Origin of the sequence: Psychrobacter urativorans (assembly GCF_904846675.1) — a bacterium.
Classification (GTDB): Bacteria; Pseudomonadota; Gammaproteobacteria; order Pseudomonadales; family Moraxellaceae; genus Psychrobacter; species Psychrobacter urativorans_B.
This window is the reverse complement of record NZ_CAJHBT010000023.1, coordinates 1-19,532: the sequence shown is the minus strand read 5'-3', so window position 1 is coordinate 19,532 and position 19,532 is coordinate 1. Positions and strand designations below refer to the sequence as shown.

16 protein-coding genes are annotated in these 19,532 nt (G+C 43.6%); 8 read left to right on the top strand and 8 right to left on the bottom strand.

Annotation, left to right across the window (positions count from 1 at the left end; genetic code table 11):
- The first annotated feature begins 185 nt into the window (after positions 1-185).
- The 3 genes from JMY06_RS10060 to JMY06_RS10050 all read left to right on the top strand — a co-directional run bounded on the left by JMY06_RS10060 (position 186) and on the right by JMY06_RS10050 (position 2,161).
- Positions 186-1,136 carry a hypothetical protein gene (locus JMY06_RS10060; RefSeq protein ID WP_201618149.1) on the top strand — a complete coding sequence of 317 codons (951 nt, stop codon included), beginning with the start codon at positions 186-188 and terminating at the stop codon, positions 1,134-1,136.
- A gap of 157 nt (positions 1,137-1,293) precedes the next feature.
- Positions 1,294-1,635, top strand: coding sequence for an IS630 transposase-related protein (locus JMY06_RS10055; RefSeq protein ID WP_201618148.1), 342 nt, complete (start codon positions 1,294-1,296; stop codon positions 1,633-1,635).
- Positions 1,574-2,161 (top strand): IS630 family transposase, encoded by a 588-nt coding sequence (locus JMY06_RS10050; protein WP_201618147.1) that lies wholly within the window; start codon positions 1,574-1,576, stop codon positions 2,159-2,161. The genes JMY06_RS10055 and JMY06_RS10050 overlap by 62 nt, the downstream gene beginning before the upstream one ends.
- A 111-nt stretch (positions 2,162-2,272) precedes the next feature.
- Here JMY06_RS10050 and JMY06_RS10045 read toward each other — a convergent pair whose 3' ends face one another.
- On the bottom strand, positions 2,273-2,920 hold the full coding sequence (locus tag JMY06_RS10045) for a cob(I)yrinic acid a,c-diamide adenosyltransferase (RefSeq protein ID WP_201618146.1): 648 nt from the start codon (positions 2,918-2,920) through the stop codon (positions 2,273-2,275).
- A gap of 225 nt (positions 2,921-3,145) precedes the next feature.
- Here JMY06_RS10045 and cysS point away from each other — a divergent pair, with 225 nt between their 5' ends.
- The 5 genes from cysS (at position 3,146) to pdxH (ending at position 11,108) form a co-directional block, all read left to right on the top strand.
- The gene (gene cysS / locus JMY06_RS10040) at positions 3,146-4,609 is read left to right on the top strand and encodes a cysteine--tRNA ligase (protein ID WP_201618145.1); all 1,464 of its coding nucleotides are present in this window, start codon (positions 3,146-3,148) and stop codon (positions 4,607-4,609) included.
- A gap of 176 nt (positions 4,610-4,785) precedes the next feature.
- On the top strand, positions 4,786-6,783 hold the full coding sequence (locus tag JMY06_RS10035; protein ID WP_227672283.1) for a mechanosensitive ion channel family protein: 1,998 nt from the start codon (positions 4,786-4,788) through the stop codon (positions 6,781-6,783).
- Positions 6,784-7,265: 482 nt separating this feature from the next.
- Positions 7,266-8,738, top strand: a complete 1,473-nt coding sequence (guaB, locus tag JMY06_RS10030) for an IMP dehydrogenase (RefSeq protein ID WP_201618144.1) — start codon at positions 7,266-7,268, stop codon at positions 8,736-8,738.
- Between the two features lie 230 nt (positions 8,739-8,968).
- On the top strand, positions 8,969-10,336 hold the full coding sequence (gene glmM / locus JMY06_RS10025; protein WP_201618143.1) for a phosphoglucosamine mutase: 1,368 nt from the start codon (positions 8,969-8,971) through the stop codon (positions 10,334-10,336).
- 109 nt (positions 10,337-10,445) lie between these two features.
- On the top strand, positions 10,446-11,108 hold the full coding sequence (gene pdxH / locus JMY06_RS10020; protein ID WP_201618164.1) for a pyridoxamine 5'-phosphate oxidase: 663 nt from the start codon (positions 10,446-10,448) through the stop codon (positions 11,106-11,108).
- A 155-nt stretch (positions 11,109-11,263) separates the two neighbouring features.
- Here pdxH and JMY06_RS10015 read toward each other — a convergent pair whose 3' ends face one another.
- The 7 genes from JMY06_RS10015 to JMY06_RS09985 form a co-directional block, all read right to left on the bottom strand.
- A complete protein-coding gene (locus JMY06_RS10015) occupies positions 11,264-12,550 on the bottom strand; it encodes an HlyD family secretion protein (RefSeq protein ID WP_201618142.1) in 1,287 nt (428 codons plus the stop codon).
- Between the two features lie 126 nt (positions 12,551-12,676).
- Positions 12,677-14,368, bottom strand: coding sequence for an MFS transporter (locus JMY06_RS10010; protein WP_201618141.1), 1,692 nt, complete (start codon positions 14,366-14,368; stop codon positions 12,677-12,679).
- Positions 14,369-14,536: 168 nt separating this feature from the next.
- A complete protein-coding gene (locus tag JMY06_RS10005) occupies positions 14,537-15,172 on the bottom strand; it encodes a glutathione S-transferase family protein (protein WP_201618140.1) in 636 nt (211 codons plus the stop codon).
- A gap of 33 nt (positions 15,173-15,205) precedes the next feature.
- Positions 15,206-15,883, bottom strand: a complete 678-nt coding sequence (locus JMY06_RS10000) for a type 1 glutamine amidotransferase domain-containing protein (protein ID WP_201618139.1) — start codon at positions 15,881-15,883, stop codon at positions 15,206-15,208.
- 102 nt (positions 15,884-15,985) lie between these two features.
- Entirely contained in the window at positions 15,986-17,047 is a 1,062-nt protein-coding gene (locus tag JMY06_RS09995) for an NADP-dependent oxidoreductase (RefSeq protein WP_201618138.1), read from the bottom strand.
- A 125-nt stretch (positions 17,048-17,172) separates the two neighbouring features.
- On the bottom strand, positions 17,173-18,393 hold the full coding sequence (locus JMY06_RS09990; protein ID WP_201618137.1) for an iron-containing alcohol dehydrogenase: 1,221 nt from the start codon (positions 18,391-18,393) through the stop codon (positions 17,173-17,175).
- A gap of 244 nt (positions 18,394-18,637) precedes the next feature.
- Complete coding sequence (locus tag JMY06_RS09985; protein ID WP_201525915.1) at positions 18,638-19,270, bottom strand: TetR/AcrR family transcriptional regulator; 633 nt, start codon at positions 19,268-19,270, stop codon at positions 18,638-18,640.
- Positions 19,271-19,532 lie beyond the last annotated feature (262 nt).

The window sequence follows — 19,532 nt, the reverse complement described above, 5'->3', positions numbered from 1 at the left end:
TGGGTGTAATGGTAGATTTTATTTGCATATCAAAGGGCTATCCTGATGACCATCTGACCCAAACCCCGTATAATGGCGTAATTTTTCATTCAATCGCCATTTGTAATGGCGATATCAATATCAAGTTATGTCAAACGCTGTCTGTCGGCAGTAGTAAGAGTCAGTAACTCGGGAGCAAAACCAGTATGAGCGCAGTAAATAATAAATGGATAAAATGGCAGCAAATCGCAGGCGTCGGCATGATATGTGGGTTGGCTGTGGCAGGCTGTAGCCGCTCAGATAAGACCGATAATACCGAAACTACGGATGCTGTCGAGCAACCCGCAACTAATAATACCGTCACAACGGCGGTTGCTTGTGATAACCCAATGGTACAAGACCGTCTAAAAACAGCATTGAAAAATACCCTTAATCAACAAGCACGAACTCTCGCTGCCAGCTATGCTAATGATGCTGAAATCAGTCTTAATGGCGGCGCGGTCAGTGACAAAGTAAATGGTATCGTCATTGATGTGCAAAACGCAGCCGTTTTGCAAGAAGCCAATGCCAATGGTATGACGACCTGTCAGGCCAGCGTTAGCATGACCTTGCCAAGTGAAGACTTATATCAAGCAAGCCAAGTGCAGGCTGCTAACAATCAACCAAGCTTACAAACACGTTTAGCGGAAGAAAACATCCGTATCAATAATAATATGCTCATCGATGATGCCTTTACTTATGTTACTGGCGCGCAAAGTGGTCAGATAAGAGTGAGCATTGCTGGGCAGCCTGCGCTGATAACAGTCGTAGCAGATGTGGTGGCAGGCTCGGTGATGAAGTCCGCTATGGATAGCATAGCTAATAGCAAGCAGGCTCAGCGTGCCGTTAAAGAGGCCGCTCGTCGCCGCGAAGCTGCAAAAAATAACAGCCAAAACCAGACTCGTCAGCCAAAACCGGTGACCCCGCTTAACCCGGCTCAGCCTGCCCAACCTGCAAAGCCTTCTCAACCACCAACCATCAACCAAAGCAATAACCAAAATGCTGTGACACCGACTCCTGAGAATAAAGTCCCAGCAGCGCCAAAGACACCGAAGTCTGTACCTAAAGATGACAGCATTGATATGGTAATCATTGAAGATGATAGCGCTACTTATTAAACTTACTAACTCTTAATTACTAAGTCTATTAAATATTAAGCAGGAAGTGTCTGTTCTACTGTCGATGTAACTTATTCTGCTTTTAATTTAGAGGGTATAGTAGAGCCTTTATAAAAGCGGTACAATAGTTTTAAAACAAGCGAAAAGTAAAAAGATTATGACTTATTCAGCAGACTTTCGGGCTCAAGTGCTTAAAAGTGTCGAACAACAAGGCATGAGTATCAGGCAAGCTTGTGCATTCTATGACATTAGTAAGGCCACGCTACAGCTTTGGCTCAAAGACCCTAGTATCAAACTAACTCGCAATAAACCACCCAGTAAAATACCTAATGAAGCGCTATTAAAAGATGTTGAACAGTATCCAGATGATTATATGTACGAGCGAGCACGGCGTTTTGGGTGTAGCAAGTCAGGCATTGAGGCCGCTTTAAAACGCCTTGGCATCAGCAAAAAAAAAGACCTTAGAACATCCAAAAGCGTGTCCAGTAAAGAGAGCTGACTACCTAAGCAAACTCAACACCTTCATCGCTCAAGGCTTTGCTATTGTATACATGGATGAGAGTGGCTTTGAGCATGAAACCATTCGCCCTTATGGCTATGCACCGATTGGCACCCCTTGCCTTGCCAGTTATAACTGGCAAGGCAAGAAACGAACCAACGTTATTGGTGCCTTATATAAAAAAGCGTTATTTGCACTTGATTATTTCGAGAAGAACATCAATGGTGACATATTCTATAACTGGTGCAAATACACGCTAATACCGAGCCTTAAAACCAAGTGCGTGATTGTGATGGATAACGCCAGCTTTCATAAACGCGTTCAAAGGCTGCTTATTCATAAACGCGTTCAAAGGCTGCTTAATAGGCATGGTCATCGCCTGTTATTTCTACCGCCCTACAGTCCTGATCTAAATCCCATTGAGAAGAAATGGGCACAGGCTAAGTTTCTACGACAAGGGGGGATGGAGAATAATCTGCCTAAACTGTTCCATGATATGGGATGTGCTAATTTTATTCTGGATTGACTATAGTATAAATAATTTAAAAATGGTATAAAACCAAAACGCCCGCAACCTTAATAAGTTGCGGGCGTTTTGGTTATAACAATAGCATTTTACGAACAATAGAGTTTTAAGCTATTTGTTGCTCTCGAGTTTTTGTAAAACTTGGCTGTCCCATAATACTTCTGAGACTTGCTCTGGGTCAGTACAGAAGCGTGCTGCTACAAACAACCAGTCAGATAGACGATTGATTAAGCTTACCGCCGTGCTACGAATGGCCTCTGGGCGTTGCTGTTGTAATATCACCGCTTGACGTTCTGCTCGGCGGCAGACACAACGCGCCACATGCAGTTGGCTGACTAGCACTGAACCGGTGGGCAAAATAAAGTCTTTAAGCGGCGGTAAAGTGGTATTCATAGTATCGATTTGCTGCTCTAACCATTCGATATGGCTGGCATTCACCGCTTCATATTCTGGCATGGCAAGCTCACCACCGATATTAAATAACAAATGCTGAATAACCACCAATGCTTGTGCAAAATCAGTACCCGCTGTCTGTTCGCCCCACTGTAGACGTGCAGGTAGCGGTTGTGTATTGGCATCCGCTGCTGCTACGGCTTGTGCAAAGTGAGCACGTACCAGTCCGATATGCGAGTTAAGCTCGTCGACATCGCCCATCACACTGAATAAGTTATCTGCCTTACTGACTCGGCTACCGTCGGCCATACCCGTACTGCCATCATCTCCAGTACGGGTATATATTTTGCTTAAGCGATTGCCCATGGTTATTCCTTATTGGTTTATAATTAATTATTTATGAGTGAATGTTTTTGACTCGCGGACCATTGTAGTATTTTATTGCTATTTTCGCTAAGATAGATTGTTGTCAAAGTAAGGTATGGGTTGTTGGATTATAGACGATAGTGTCTTTTGGACTTTTATAACGCTAACTGCTTATATTCTACTTTGCATTTATATTAATAATGTTTTCACTTACAAGGCTATTTTATGACGACCACCCCTCTTACTGATGCCATGTCTCAGCTTGCGATTTATGATTCGTTGACGGGACGCAAGCAGCCGTTTACACCGCTTGACGCCGGGAAGGTGGGCATGTATGTGTGCGGCATGACTGTCTATGATTATTGTCATATTGGTCATGCGCGAGTGATGGTCGCTTTTGATATGGTAGTACGTTGGCTCACGCAGTTGGGTTATGAGGTCAATTATATCCGTAATATCACCGATATCGATGACAAAATCATCACCCGCGCTGCGGAAAATGGCGAAGATATCGGCTCGTTAACCCAGCGTTTTATCGAGGCCATGCACGAAGATGCTGCCGCACTGGGTTGCCTGACACCTAATGCTGAGCCACGCGCTACCGATCATATCGATGAGATGCAACAAATAATTGAAACGCTGGTCACAGCCGACTATGCGTATGCGGCCAATAATGGTGATGTTTATTATGCAGTCGATAGTTTCGCTGACTATGGTAAATTGTCTAAGCGTAATTTAGATGATATGCAGGCCGGATCGCGGGTTGAGGTCGAAACGGTCAAGCGTAACCCGTTTGATTTTGTATTATGGAAAGCGGCCAAAGCTAATGAGCCACAATGGGCATCACCGTGGGGTCAAGGTCGTCCTGGTTGGCATATTGAGTGTTCAGCGATGTCAACTAAATGCTTGGGCAATACTTTCGATATTCATGGCGGTGGTCATGATTTACAGTTTCCACATCACGAAAACGAAATTGCTCAGTCGGAAGCGGCTACCGGCTGCGAATATGCCCGCAATTGGATGCACGTGGGCTTTATTAATGTCGATGGCGAAAAGATGTCTAAGTCTTTGCATAACTTCTTTACCATTCGCGATGTGATGGCAAAATACCATCCTGAAACCGTACGTTATTTTCTATTGTCCAGCCATTATCGCAGCCAAGTCAACTTCTCAGATGTGGCCTTAGATGAAGCGCATAATAGCCTAAGCAGATTGTATCATGCACTAAAAATAGCAGAACAACAGCAAGGTCAAACGTTAGAGATTAATGAGCAATTGGTAAATGATGCTTATGCCAGTGCCGCAGGACAGGAATTTATCGCTGGCATGAATGATGATTTTAATACCTCAGCCGCCATCAGTGTCCTATTTGGGCTGGCACGTGATATTAATAAAGCGGTCAAAGCAGAAGATGTGGCCAGTGCGTGGCAATGGGCGCAGCAGCTAAAAGCACTGGCGCAGGCACTCAATATATTACAGCAACCGGTGTCGCAGTTCTTACAAGCGGTGATTGGTGAGGCTCAAGCCGATGGTTTGACCGATTTTGATATTGATAACTTAATTATTGAGCGTGCTGATACAAAGAGTAATAAAAACTTTGCTCGAGCTGATGAAATACGCGAGCAATTAATAGCGGCTGGTATTGAACTTGAAGACAGCCGTACTGGCACGACGTGGCGTCGTGCATAGGGTTAATAGCTTCGTTATCAATACCATTAATATTATTCACATTATCAACACTATTCATATCCTCAATACTGTTAATATTAAAGACGGACGTTAAGAAAAGAAGCCAGCTTCGCGCCGGCTTTTTTTTGCGGTCTACTTTAGCTTGTCTTAACCCTAAGGCCATAAAGGTTTAGCTTATGAATACTCATGTTAAAGCTGTCGATCGTAAAGATACTTCTAGATATGGCTCTGATAGTAGAGATGGCGCTGATCGAAATGGTCTGATGTCACGGGTCAGCATGTTTATTGTGGCACTTATGCTGATACTACTTAGCCTCGTTTTTCTTGCTGCCAATGCTAACGCCAATACCAATACGGCTACTCATGAGAATAGCAATTCATCAGTGCAAAAAATAACTAAGCCAGACAACATAATTGATTATGCAGAGCAAAAAATTGAGGATTTTAAAGCTGAAGATATTGATGTCTCTAAAGTCGCTGGTGACGTGTTTGACCCATCGGAGAAAAATTCGGCTCAGCAAGCAGGGGTTTTGCAAGGGAATAGCGCGCTGACTGGTGACTATAATGAGAGTTATTATCCGTTAACTGAGCTTAATACGGGTTTGCCGCCTTTGACCGAGTCGCCAAATTTGTCGACGCCGCTGGCTACGTTAGAGTTCTTTCAGTCCGCAATTATGAAGCAGCAATATGACTTGGCGGCTTACGCACTCAATATGAATCTGATGGACAGTGAGCTACAAACCAGTCGCTCGATTGAGCTGAGCCGGCGCTTAGATTTTTTATTAAACAAAAAGCAGCTTTATGTCTTTGACAGATTACCGGATCGTCCTGATGGGTTGATTGAGCCGCTGATCGGTAGTAGCAGCAGTGTCAGGGGTATTCCTCGTCGCTCTATACAGTTAGGCTATATCGATTATCGTGAACGGCGTGTGCCAATCTTTATAGAGCGCGTGCGGATTGGAGATAATGCGCCAGTCTGGGTGTTTTCTGCGCAAACCGTTAGTAATATCGATCATCTATATGAGCAGTACCAACCTGCGCCGTTTGAAAGTTATTTACCGACATGGATGACACTCAGATTCTTTGGTATTGCGGTCTGGGAGTTTTTAGCGCTGCTGACATTTTTTACCGTGACCATGGGCCTTGGTTGGCTGTTGAGTACAGGTGTTGGCAAGCTTATCCGTTGGAGCGCTAGCGATGTAGACGATAAGAACCTTGAGCAGCGCACGGTTGGTAGAAAAAGTATCACAGATTTGATTACCAAGCTTACGGTACCGCTGACATTTAGTATCAGCTTCTCCTTAGTATATACTTTGGTATCAGGTGGCTTTCCTTATCTAGACCCAGTAGCAACCGCAACACGCCCCATCATTTGGATCGGCTTGGTACTCAGTACCATATGGTTGGGTATTCGCATAATAAATTTCTTTGCCAATCGTTATCAAGACTTACAAATTGAAAATTTAGGTGAAAAAGAATTCGATAAATATCGCCGCCGCAGTACTTATGTGTCAATATTTCGCCGAGTGTTCATCTTTGTCATGATACTTGGCAGTATTTGGAATGGCCTTAGCGAATTTACCAATCTTGAAGGACTGGGCAAGACCTTATTGACCTCCGCAGGTATTGCTGGTGCCGTCATTGGTATTGCTGCTCAGCCTATCTTAGGCAATATTATCGCTGGCATGCAGGTCGCCGTTACGCAGCCGATTCGTATTGGCGATACGGTGATGATGGAGGGCGATTGGAGCACAGTCGAGGATTTACGTTATACCTATGCGGTGCTCAAAACATGGGACGAACGTCGACTGTTTGTACCCATGCGCCATTTTGTGTCTGAAATTATTGAAAACTGGTCACACCCTGAAGCGCACCAGACACGCCTGGTCTATCTGTATGTCGATTATGGCGTCAAGATTGATAAAGTTCGACAAAAATTTATTGAAGCAGTCAAAGCCCACGAACTATGGGATGGGGTAGTCGAGCCTGGGTTAACTGCGACTTCAGTGACTGAAAATAACATCAAGCTGCTCGGCACATTGTCATCAGATAGCGCAGATAATGCGTGGATACTAGAGTGTGACGTCCGTGAGCAGATGTTAGGGTATCTTTATGATGAACAAAAAGCCTATCTACCGACTGAGCGTTTAAGTTTTGAGGACAGAAGCGGTTAGATAACCTGTTGAAAGAAATAACAATAACGCATAGTTAAAAAACTATTTATTGCGTTCTTCACAAATCTAACAGCCGCATTTATATATTATAAACGCGGCTGTTAACGATGAGATCACCGTCATTAAGTCTTGAGCACCAGATAAGTTCCGGTAAAATATACTGACAAATACACCATGCGGTCAGTTGGCTTATTTGTTATAATATGGCGTTATTTTTAAGGGATAATTCAGTTATTAAGTGTTAGTATAATTAAAAATCTACGATGGGTAAGGCACTATATTTGTGACCCTACGCGACGGATTAATTAATTATTAATGATAAATAAATAACAAGGGTAGCGAACATCTGTATTGAGCGTTTACTGGTCTTTGTTTAGTCTATGAGCAACCGGTTTTAGTAATCCGGTTTTATTACTATAGTTAATTTATCAACTTAATACTGCATTGCCCACCCATCAAAATAACCACTGCTAGGGGTATGTATGTTACGTATTGTTGATGAAGCCTTCACCTTTGATGACGTTTTATTGTTACCAGCCTATTCTGAAGTGCTGCCAAAAACTGCCAATCTGTCTACTCGTCTGACTAAAAGTATCACCCTAAACCTACCGATGGTTTCTGCTGCTATGGATACGGTTACCGAGTCTGAGATGGCCATTACCATGGCACAGCTGGGCGGTATGGGTATCTTGCATAAAAATATGGACATCGTAAAACAAGCGATGCAAGTGCGCCGGGTTAAGAAGTTCGAAGCGGGCACGGTGGTTGATCCTATTACTGTCCATCCTGAGATGACCATTGGCGAGTTATTAAAGCTGACCCAAGACAATAATATCTCAGGCGTACCTGTCGTTGAAAAGGGCACTGATAAAGTCGTTGGTATCGTCACCCATCGTGACTGGCGCTTTGAAACTAATTTATCACTGCCGGTCAGTCACATTATGACGCCGAAAGAGCAGCTGGTTACCGTCCATGAAGGCGAAAGTAACGTAAATATCAAAAAACTCCTTCATGAGCACCGGATCGAAAAAGTAGTGGTCATTAATGACGACTTTCGCTTGCGCGGTCTCATTACAGTGAATGATTTTGCCAAAGCCGAAAATAACCCAAATGCTTGTAAAGATGAGCATGGTCGCTTGCGCGTAGGCGCTGCTGTTGGTACTGGTGCGGATACCCAAGCACGTGTTGAGGCCTTGATTGCCGCTGACGTTGACGTGATCATCGTTGATACCGCACATGGTCACTCAAAAGGGGTTATTGATAAAGTCGCTTGGATTAAAAAGAATTTTCCGCATATTCAAGTTATCGGTGGCAATATCGCAACTGGTGATGCCGCTAAAGCCTTACGTGACGCCGGCGCTGACGCCGTAAAAGTCGGTATCGGCCCTGGCTCTATCTGTACTACCCGTATCATTGCTGGCATCGGCGTACCACAAATATCAGCTATCGATAGCGTTGCTAGTGCACTACAAGACAGCATTCCATTGATTGCTGATGGCGGTATTCGCTATTCAGGTGACATGGCAAAAGCCATTGCCGCTGGCGCTTCGTGTATTATGGTAGGGTCACTCATGGCTGGTACAGAAGAAGCGCCGGGAGAAGTCGAGTTATTCCAAGGCCGCTACTATAAAGCCTATCGCGGCATGGGTAGCTTAGGGGCAATGTCAGGCGAAAATGGCTCGTCAGATCGCTACTTCCAAGATGCCAAAGATGGCATTGAAAAGCTGGTACCAGAAGGCATTGAAGGTCGTGTTCCTTATAAAGGACCGGTAGCCGGTATCGTCAATCAATTGGTAGGCGGCTTGCGCTCATCAATGGGTTATACAGGCTCTGCGACTATCGAAGACATGCGTAGCAAACCGCAGTTTATTCGTGTTACGTCAGCAGGTATGAAAGAGTCGCATGTCCATGATGTCCAAATTACCAAAGAAGCACCCAACTATCGTGTGAACTAAAAAACGTATAATAGATTGCTATAAGGTTTTGAGCATATAAAATGCGATATAAGTCACATAGACAGTAATTAACAGCAGGATAATGACATTAAGAGACAAACAGTCAACAATGCTTGTTCATTGCTGGCTGTTTTTTTTGTAAAATAAGATAATAATAGTCCACCTTGCCTGTGTGCATATCTGGCCTTTCATTTTTAGCATTTAGTACTAACATAAGGATATAATTTATAATGAGCTACTTTGGCACTGATGGTATACGCGGTAAGTTTGGTGAAATGCCTATTACGCCTGATTTTATTTTAAAGTTGGGTTATGTGACTGGGCGCGTCTTGATAGAAAATAATGACAATCCTGAGCGCAAGCCTAGCGTGGTTATTGGTAAAGACACTAGGCTTTCAGGCTATGTGATTGAAGGTGCGTTACAAGCCGGGTTTAATGCTGCAGGCGTTGATGTACATATGCTAGGACCCTTACCAACACCTGCCATTGCTCATTTAACGCGTAGCTTTCATGCCAATGCCGGAGTAGTGATTTCAGCCTCACACAATCCATATTATGATAACGGTATCAAATTGTTCTCAGCGGACGGTAAAAAACTGACCGATGAGATGCAAAATGCGATTAATGATAAATTGCAAGCCATCATGAGCAGCATAGGAGACACCAGTCTATTGATGCCTATTATTGATCCGGCAGAATTGGGCAAAAACCACCGCATTAATGATGCCAAAGGTCGCTACATTGAATTTTGTAAAGGCAGCTTTCCGTATCAATATGATTTAGGTCATCTAAAGGTAGTGGTAGATTGTGCAAATGGTGCCGGATATAGTGTGGCGCCGCGCGTGCTACGTGAGCTTGGCGCTAACGTGATTGCCATCAACAATAAGCCTGACGGTATTAATATCAACGAAAATTGTGGTTCCACTCATCCTGAAGGCCTACAAAAAGCAGTGCTTGAACACGAAGCTGATGTTGGGATTGCTTTAGATGGTGACGGCGATCGCATTGTCATGGTCGATGAAGCGGGTAATCTAATCGATGGTGATGGTATTTTATATGTATTGGCCACTCAAGGTCAGACCATCGCCGCCGGAGTAGTCGGTACATTAATGACCAATATGGGCTTAGAGTTAGCATTACAGGAAGCGGGGATCTCTTTTCTCCGTGCAAAAGTCGGTGATCGTTATGTCATGCAAGAGCTGGATGCTAATGGCTGGATATTAGGCGGTGAGCCGTCAGGACATATTTTATGTTTGGATAAAAGCCGTACCGGTGACGCTATTATTGCAAGCTTGCAAGTACTGGCAGTCATGCAAGCACAAGGTAAAGCGTTAAGTGAGCTGACCGAAGGCTTTGAGGTATTACCACAAAAACTGGTCAATGTACGCTTAGCAAAAATGCAAGACCCTTTTGAATATCAAGAGCTGGTCGCTGCCTTTGATAAAGCGCGTGCTACTTTAAAAGGCCGGGGTCGCTTATTGATTCGTCAGTCGGGTACCGAGCCGATGATTCGGGTGATGGTTGAGTCAGATGATGAGATAGAGTGTGATGTGATGGCCAATGATTTGGCAAAACATATCCAAGCAGTCTTGGGTTAATAGCAATTGATTAAACTGCTATTAACGATAGGCAATACTAATAAATAAGCCTAGCAAAAAGAAACAGCAATTAATATAATAATATCAACAACAAGGAGTAATTATGAGCATGGATTTTACCGATCAGCGCTTATCATACGAAAAAGGAAGACTTGACCAGCAGTCAGTACCGGCATCACCGTTTGAATTGTTAAAAGGCTGGATTGGTGAGGCGACTGAGAAACAAGTACAAGAACCTTACGCCATGAGTCTTGCCACTTGCGGTGCGGATAATAAACCAAGCGTACGTATTGTATTGATGCGTGAAATTACCGAGACTGGCATCGTTTTTTATACCAATTATGAGAGTGCTAAAGGTCAAGATATCGCTGAGAATCCTAATGCTGAAGTATTATTCTTCTGGCATGAATTAGAGCGTCAAATTCGCATTAGTGGTAGTATTGCTAAAATAGATACCGATAAGTCAGCGGCCTATTTCCAAAAACGTCCACATGACAGTCAAGTAGGCGCTTGGGTTAGCCAACCTCAAAGTGGCGAAGTTGCCAACCGCGAAGTGATGGAACAAACCTTTGATCAGCTGCAAACGGATTATCCAGAGAACACCAAAGTACCAACACCTGAGTTTTGGGGTGGCTATGAGATTACGGTAAATGAGATTGAGTTTTGGCAAGGGCGTGCCAACCGTATGCATGACCGCATTGTGTACAGTCGTGACACTAATTCCAGTAGTAAAAATATCGCAAGCTGGAATACCAAGCGTTTATTGCCATAAATATAAAACAGCTTATATTTAGCTAAGCGGTAGGTCGTTCACCGTTAAGCTTCAATAAAAAGCCACTCAAGTCGCCATATTAATGATGACGTCGAGAGTGGCTTTTTATTGGGCAGAATTATAACGGTTTTCTATAGCGCTGGGTGTTAGCGCCTTTATTTAGCTTTAGTATCCACATCGACAGAAACCGACATACCCGGACGAAGTTGGGCAAGCTCCGGCTGACCTTGTTCTAAGTCAATACGTACCGGAATACGCTGGGCAATTTTAATATAGTTACCGGTAGCAGGATTGGCAGCGCCGGCACTAAACTCGCTACCCGTTGCTGGCGATATATTACTAACGTGACCTTTAAATTCGGCACCGCCAAGCGCGTCGACATGAATGGTCGCTGACTCGCCAATCGTCATATTTGCCACTTGGGTTTCTTTAAAGTTAGCGATAATCCAAACCCCTTTAGGGACGATATACATTAGCTGCGTACCGGCGCTGACGTATTGTCCAGTCTTAACGCTCACTTGACTCAGTTGTCCTGATTCAGGGGCAGTAATAATCGTATTATCTAGATTAATCTGGGCTTGCTTAGCGCCGGCCTCAGCGTTTTTAATATTGGCATCTAATGATGAGCGGCTGCCACCGGTCTTTTTACGGGCTTCACGAGCAACTTGTAGATTGGCTTCAGCTTGTTGAACGCCAGCCTGCGCTTTAGCAAGCTCGGCCTCGGCATGGGCAACTTCAGCTCTTGAAACTGCGCCAATAGCGACCAACCCTTGATAGCGATTCACATCTGCGCGCGCACTTTCAACACTGACTTTCGAGCTATTCAGATCAGCTTCGCGCGCCTCGATTTGTGCTTGGTTTGATCCTGTATCTTGGGCATTGCTGGAGCGGTTGGTGACGGCCACTTCGATGTTAGCCTGTGCTTGTTCCAGCTGCTGCTGAAAGCTACGATCATCTATTTTTATTAATAAATCACCCGCTTTTACATTTGCAAAATCTTGCACCGCTACTTCGGTGACATAACCCGAGACTTGCGGGCTAATAATAGTGGTCTGACCTTTGATAAAGGCATTGTTCGTCTGTTGGACAGTAGGCGTAAAGGGTGGCAAATTCCATGCATAGAGAATGAGTAGCACACCGATAATAATGAGGACAATAAATAAGCCTAAATTGAAGGCAGATTTTTTCTTCGGTGACCAACCCGCAGGAGTGGTGGGCTCCTTTGGTGGCATCGGCGGCTCATCAGAGGTGCTATCTACCTCGTCTGTAGCTGGTGTGACCGCTGCAGATTCTGGCGCTGATTTATTTTCTTGAACGGGGGCAACTGTCGTTTCTGTGACAGTCTTTGTCGTTTCAGGGGTTGGTTCTGCACGGGTTTCTGCCGCTACAGGGTCGGTTGGCGTCTGAGCTTTCTGCAGATCATTAGGTTTTTCTTGGCTCACAACGCACTCCTAAAGGATTTAATAGGTATAAAAAATAACTTCAATAGCTTTGATAGATTAGAAGGTAGGGATATAAAATAAAATACGGCAAATATTCAACGCAGCCTAGCATATTCAAGCGTTAGTCTATTTTGGTTCGCGCATTTTAGCAATAGCAGCCAGCTCTTTAGCAAGCGGATTGAGCTTATGATAGCGGAAGTATGAATAACTGATTAATAAAATAATGGTAGTAAATGTGGCAATACTGCCCATTAAGAAAAATAAATCATCGTAGGCGGCAACCGTTGCTTGCTGCTGAACCCCTTGTAATACTCGTCCCATTGCCGCAATGCTAGCTTGTGCAGAATCAGTAATCTGCGTCGATAGTGCCCCGCGTGCGCCCGCGACTTGTCCCATCAAGGCCGGATCACCTAAATTAATCGAGCTGACCATGTCCGCATAATGCATTTGTGTACGAATAGTAGTAAAGGCTTGAATGGCAGCCGCACCTGCAAGGCCACCAATCGTTTGGGAGATACTAAAAATTACCGAAAAACTAATAATATAGGCAGGTCCATTGGCGAGCGCGCGAAACATGCCCTCAAACACCATCGGCCCCATAAAGTAAATAGCGGCAAAGGCAATCATAAACTGGCTAATATAAAACATATAAGGTGCTGAGTTTACCGACACTCCAGTATCTATCCATGCCCCTAATGCAATTAAAGCAACTGCAAAAATCACCGGACGGCGCAGCTCCATAGCACTGGTACGAAAAACGCTAATCACTAATGACAGTACACTGGCAGCCAGTATGACGACATAAAAAACAATCATCTGGTCATTGCCGTAGCCAAGATTTGCCAACAATCCCGCCGCACCCACGCTTTGCTCAGACAGCAAAATACGCATGGTTGCCCCAGTAATCATAAAGGCAATAATGTTGCGGCTGCGCATCCAGCGTACTTGCAGCATAGGGTTTTTGCGGTGGGTCTCAATCCATAGGGCAATAGTAATAGTGATTACCGCGATAATCAATGGATAGCTGAGCCACGGTGTCGTCCACCATTGAATTCTACCTTGCACTAAGAATACCGATAGAGCAGCAAGGCCACTAGCAAAAAAGGCAAAGCTTACTATATCGAGCTTCTCAAATACCTTTTCGGTAACACCTGCTGGCAGCTCAAGCAGATTAATTAAGCCAAAACAGATTAACGTCAGTCCAAACTCAAATAAAAATAAATTTTCAAGTTGACCGTCGACTGCTAGATAAGGCGAGATTATCCGTGATAGCGGCAGGCCAAATTGCACCAAGCCGAAACCTAGTATCAGTCCGCTGATACGCTTAGCAGCCGGCATCCCTTGCAAACAATAAAATATCGCAAGTACCGTCATCGCACTAGCGACAACGCCACTAAAGCCGCGCGCGATGATTTCAAGATAATAAGGGTCAATTCTAATGCCGGTGGTACTACTTATGAGACCACTGCTGACCAACCACTGCATACTGGTTGCGAGTAGTAAAAATGATAGGGTGATTTTGCTGAACAGTGACATCCCGAACTGCTGACGTATCTTATAGAGCAGCACGGTAATACAAGCATTGGTCATGTTATAAGCGACCGATATCCAGCCACCTTCAACTGGGGTCAATCCCATCTCACCTTGAATTTGGGTAAGATTGGCAACTAGCAAACCGTTTTGGAAGCTGGCAGTCAGACCTATAAAAATACCGATAAGCAAATAGAGCACCTTGCGGCGCACAGGATGGTCAGGAGTGGCAGGCGAACCTACCATAAACGGCTGTTCATGTGGCTTAAACTGGTATTCGGTATTCATGGATGAACGATAATCTGCATAGGTGAGTGGTTAATAATGATTAGTTTGGCAATGACTATACTATGACAGAGTGATAGCACTTGCCAGTTATTAGATATGATGAATAACAAAAAATAGCCCAAGATGACCTTGAGCTATTTTATCATATTTATCTTTAAGGGGTTAACATTATGACGGTCGAGACTCATCATGATTGTCTTCAAGACGCATTGCGCGCTGATAGCTGTCTAGGCTAGCAAGTTGTAGCGCATATTGCTTAATATTAGGATAGTCATCAAGCTCATCACGTTTAGCAAGCATAATCAAGTCAAACGATAACATAAAGTCAGCGCCGCTAAGCTTGTTTCCCACAATATAAGACTTGCCATCGACTGCATTATCTAAATAGCTTAGCAGTTTGCTTTTTTCTTTACTGATATAACTGTTTAAAAATTCATTATCACTGATGCCAGCTTTTTTAGTAAATAGCTCGAGTAGTAATGGCACCATGAGTGAGCTTTCAGCAAAACTGATCCACTGTAAATAATGACCATAATTAGCGCTCTCAGGAGCAGGGCGCAAGCGCTTTGGTGCAAAGCGCTCAATCAATAATTCAATAATCGCACCCGACTCTGAAATCACCTCACCATCAATTTCGACGACTGGCGACTTACCGAGCGGATGAATTTTTTTTAGACTATCAGGCGCTAAGTTAGTTTTAGGGTCGCGCTGATAGCTGATAATCTCATAAGGCTCGCCTAGCTCCTCGAGCAGCCATAGAATACGCAGCGAGCGTGATTGGTTAAGATGATGCAGACGAATCATAGTGCTGTCCTTATTATTAACTTTCAAGAGTTATTAGCTATTGAGCTTAGCAAGTAGATGTTTTGCAGTCTCTTCTGATGATGCAGGGTTTTGACCGGTGATTAATAGACCGTCTTCGACCACATAGGATTCCCAATCGGCACCTTTTTCATAGTTACCGCCATTGGCTTTGAGTGCGTCTTCTAATAAGAAAGGCACCACATCAGTAAGGCCAACGCCTTCTTCTTCGGTGTTCGTAAAGCCAGTGACTTTTTTACCTTTTATTAAGTATTCGCCATCAATTTTGACGTTTTTAAGTGCGGCTGGAGAATGACAGACAAAGGCAACCGGCTTGCCTTGTTTAACAAAAGTTTCGATTAATGCAATAGAGTTTTTATCAACGGCTAAATCCCATAATGGGCCGTGACCACCCGGGTAGAAGACTGAGTCAAAATCTTCAGCTTTTACATCAGCGAGTTTTTTGGTGTTGGCAAGGCGCTCTTGGGCTTCAGCATCGTCTTTAAAGCGCTTGGTAAATTCGGTTTGATTGTCCGCAGTGTCGCTACTAGGGTCGAGTGGTGGCTGACCACCTGCAGGAGAGGCGATAGTAATGTTAACGCCAGCATCAAGAAAAGTGTAATACGGCGCGGCAAATTCTTCTAGCCAAAAGCCGGTTTTTTTACCAGTATCACCCAGACGGTCATGTGACGTTAGTACCATTAGAATATTCATAATTATCCTTATTTAATATTAATTAACATTAATTAATATTATTGGTTAGCAACCATAATTTGTAGGCTATGAGTGCTAACCTTATATTTTTTAAGCTAAAATTTATTTAACATCAGCAACTTTTACCACAGTTTTACCGAAGTTATGGCCTTCTAGCATGCCGATAAAGGCGGTAGGCGCTTGATTAAGACCATCAACTTTATATTCTTTGGTTTTAACTTCGCCAGACTCAACCCATTTACTCATGGTTTTTAAGAATTCTGGGAAATGGTCGCCATATTCTTCAAAGATAATAAAACCTTTGATGGTTAGACGTTTGCTTAGAATATTACCCATCAGAACACTCAAGCGGTCTTTACCATCGGGCAATTCGGTGGCGTTATATTGTGAAACCAAGCCACATACTGGGATGCGTGCATGAGCATTTAGCAATGGCAATACCGCATCGAACACTTTACCACCGACGTTTTCATAATAGATGTCGATACCATCAGGGCAGGTGTCTTTTAACTGTTGAGCAAAGTCATCGGCTGTATGGTCAATACAAGCATCAAAGCCTAGCTCATTAATAGCATAAGCACATTTCTCAGCGCCGCCTGCGATACCGACTGTACGTAGACCTATATTATTCGCGACTTGGCCAACAGTGGCACCAACAGGGCCAGTAGCAGCAGCAACGACTAAAGTTTCGCCTTTTTGCGGTTTACCAATATCGGTCAAACCCATGTAGCCAGTGAAGCCTGGCATACCTAGCACACCTAAACCATAAGAGGGGTGCGCCATATTCTTATCAAGTTTCAGTACGCCTTCGCCATCACTGACGCTATAATCCTGCCAGCCAGAATTGGAGACCACTAAGTCACCAACGGCAAACTTGTCAATGTTGGACTCAACGACCTGTGCAACCGTGCCACCAAGCATCACATCACCAACTTGCAATGGATCAGCATAGCTTGGGGCATCACTCATTCGTCCGCGCATATAAGGGTCAAGGGATAGATAGACAGTCCGTAATAACATCTGCTTATTATTAGGTTTTGGAATCTCGCCTGTTGCCATCTCAAAGTTATCAGCAGTCGGCGCACCATTAGGACGGCTGGCAAGCTTAATTTGACGATTTTGTTGTTGGTTTTGCTGCTCTTTAAAATTATTATCGAAACTCATAATGAGGCTCCTTATTTTATTTGTTTATTCTAAATGATAACAGCCACTCAACATTGAGTAGCTATTATTTATCGCTTATTCTTTATAGAGTTATTACAGTGTAATGCTATTAGAATGTAAAGTTACTAAGCGTTACTGCTGACCGCACGTTCTAAAATACGGCGCGATACGTCTAGATCGTTGTTGCCATGCTCACCTAATTTGATCATTTTGTGAGCATCAAGCTGCTTAATAATCGGATCAATCGCTGATTCGTCTAAATCGACATCTTCTAAACTTACCGGCAAGCCAAGCTCGCGGAAGAAGTTTTCGGTATAGCTGATTGCTTTTTCAATAACGGCATCGTCGTCTTGCTCAGTGCCATTATCATCGGCTGTGATGTTCCAAACATTACGTGCATACTGAAGCAGCTTGTCTTTTTTGCTGTCTTTTAGCTCACGCATTACTGATGGTAAGACGATGGTTAAGGTACGCGCATGGTCGATAGCATGTAATGAAGTCAGTTCATGACCAATCATGTGCGTCGTCCAATCTTGCGGAACGCCCGTACCGATCAGACCGTTAAGCGCCATGGTTGCTGTCCACATAAGGTTTTTACGAGTTTCTAAATTGTCTGGATCATTTTTAACCACAAGGCCTTCATCAATCAGAATTTTTAGCAGACTCTCAGCAAAAGCGTCTTGAACTTTAGCATTGACCGGATAGGTCAGGTATTGTTCAATCACATGGACAAAGGCATCAGCGACACCATTCATCACCTGACGCTCAGGTAACGTTAAGGTTTTAGTAGGATCGAGAATCGAAAACTTAGGGTAAGTGAGTGCACTGCCAAAAGGGAGTTTTGCTTGGCGCTCGCTATAGTTAATCACGCCGCCTGAATTCATCTCAGAGCCAGTCGCTGGAATGGTCAATACCGTACCTAAATCGATAGCACTGTCTATATTTTTGCAACCACTGGTAAGAGCATCCCATGCTTGCTCACGGGATACCGCGCCGTCTTCTTCGGTTAAGGACGAAACAAGCGCAACAAATTTACTGCCGTCAATCACAGAACCCCCACCCACGGCTAATAAAAAGTCAATTTTATGCTCATTGACCATATCAGCCGCTTTTAATAAGGTCGTGAATTCTGGATTGGCTTCAATACCGCCAAACTCGAATACTTTACGGTCGCCATTCGCTGATAAAGCATCTTTCACTTCATCTAAGGTACCAGTACGCTGAGCTGAACCGCCACCATAAGTGATGAGAACGCGAGCATCAGTAGGCACTAAGTCTGATAATTGCTTGATTTGGTCTTCGCCAAAGACGATACGTACTGGATTGTAATATTGAAAGTTGTTCATAGAATTCCTAAAAAGATAAGAAGCGTTTTAAAATTTATTAATTGAAAATGAGTCATGCTTGTCTTACTATCTGTCCGCATTGTACGTTAATTAGACCGGTCGTCTAGCGGTTATTTATTAATAGTTACAAAAATATTGTACAAGTGAATACCAACGCTTAATATTAAGTAGATCGGTATAAAGGCTTATTTAGTTTAAGTCTGACTAATGTAAAAGGTAAAAAAAGCATGAGAGTAGAGTGTTATTAGCGCCCCATTTCGGTAGTGGTCATCTGCCATACTTCTGCTAACGGCGTATTGGTTTGACTAATCTTTGCGATTAAGCTGGCGCCAAGCCATGCAAAGTACCAACGCTTCGCCATACTTTCTGCGGCGATATTATCGAGATGGGGTACGGAGTTATCTGCCCAGCCGGCTTTGATTTGAGCGGCAAGCCAAGCAATCGTTTGTTGGTAGCCAGCATGTAGTACTTTACGCATGGGCTCTGAGATATCTGCTACCTCCGCACTGAGTTTAACCACCAAGCACTTTTCATGATCGCAACCATTTTGCTGGGTGTCGTACCAATTTTGAAAATAGTCATACAGCTTTTGCTGCGCGCTGACATCTTGTGCGCCAATAATCTCCAGACGCTTTTTATACTGGGTAAAGTAGTGATTAATAATTGCTTCGCCAAAAGCTTCTTTGGAAGCGAAGTAATGATAGAAAGAGCCTTTAGGAACACCAGCGGTATCTAATATTTGCTTGATGCCGACAGCAGTAAAGCCTTTTTGGGAGATGAGTTTATAGCCGGTTGCTAACAGATGGGCTTTAGTATTTGATAAGGTAATGTTTGATGGGTCGTTATCTGATGGAACAGCAGTTGTGGTGTCGAACATAAAGGTAATGTTCTCCTTAGTACTTTATTAGAATTAGATATTTAAATGGATTATTACCATTCTTTGATTTTTATAATTTTCTGAAAGTTACGTTTTTTCAACAATACTTAATGACAAAGTGGTCTTGTTTTCTCTATGTCTATGGTAGCATTAGACCAATCGTCTAGCAAGTAAGGTTTTCCTTACTTTGACTCTTTGACTCTTTGACTCTTTGACTCTTTGACTCTTTGACTCTTTGACTCTTTGACTCTTTGACTCTTTG

Bases quoted from the DNA above. Each gene is read 5' to 3' on its own strand.
- JMY06_RS10060 (WP_201618149.1), top strand. From the start codon at position 186: ATGAGCGCAGTAAATAATAAATGGATAAAATGGCAGCAAATCGCAGGC.
- JMY06_RS10055 (WP_201618148.1), top strand. From the start codon at position 1,294: ATGACTTATTCAGCAGACTTTCGGGCTCAAGTGCTTAAAAGTGTCGAA.
- JMY06_RS10045 (WP_201618146.1), bottom strand. From the start codon at position 2,920: ATGGGCAATCGCTTAAGCAAAATATATACCCGTACTGGAGATGATGGC.
- cysS (WP_201618145.1), top strand. From the start codon at position 3,146: ATGACGACCACCCCTCTTACTGATGCCATGTCTCAGCTTGCGATTTAT.
- JMY06_RS10035 (WP_227672283.1), top strand. From the start codon at position 4,786: ATGAATACTCATGTTAAAGCTGTCGATCGTAAAGATACTTCTAGATAT.
- guaB (WP_201618144.1), top strand. From the start codon at position 7,266: ATGTTACGTATTGTTGATGAAGCCTTCACCTTTGATGACGTTTTATTG.
- glmM (WP_201618143.1), top strand. From the start codon at position 8,969: ATGAGCTACTTTGGCACTGATGGTATACGCGGTAAGTTTGGTGAAATG.
- pdxH (WP_201618164.1), top strand. From the start codon at position 10,446: ATGGATTTTACCGATCAGCGCTTATCATACGAAAAAGGAAGACTTGAC.
- JMY06_RS10010 (WP_201618141.1), bottom strand. From the start codon at position 14,368: ATGAATACCGAATACCAGTTTAAGCCACATGAACAGCCGTTTATGGTA.
- JMY06_RS10005 (WP_201618140.1), bottom strand. From the start codon at position 15,172: ATGATTCGTCTGCATCATCTTAACCAATCACGCTCGCTGCGTATTCTA.
- JMY06_RS10000 (WP_201618139.1), bottom strand. From the start codon at position 15,883: ATGAATATTCTAATGGTACTAACGTCACATGACCGTCTGGGTGATACT.
- JMY06_RS09995 (WP_201618138.1), bottom strand. From the start codon at position 17,047: ATGAGTTTCGATAATAATTTTAAAGAGCAGCAAAACCAACAACAAAAT.
- JMY06_RS09990 (WP_201618137.1), bottom strand. From the start codon at position 18,393: ATGAACAACTTTCAATATTACAATCCAGTACGTATCGTCTTTGGCGAA.
- JMY06_RS09985 (WP_201525915.1), bottom strand. From the start codon at position 19,270: ATGTTCGACACCACAACTGCTGTTCCATCAGATAACGACCCATCAAAC.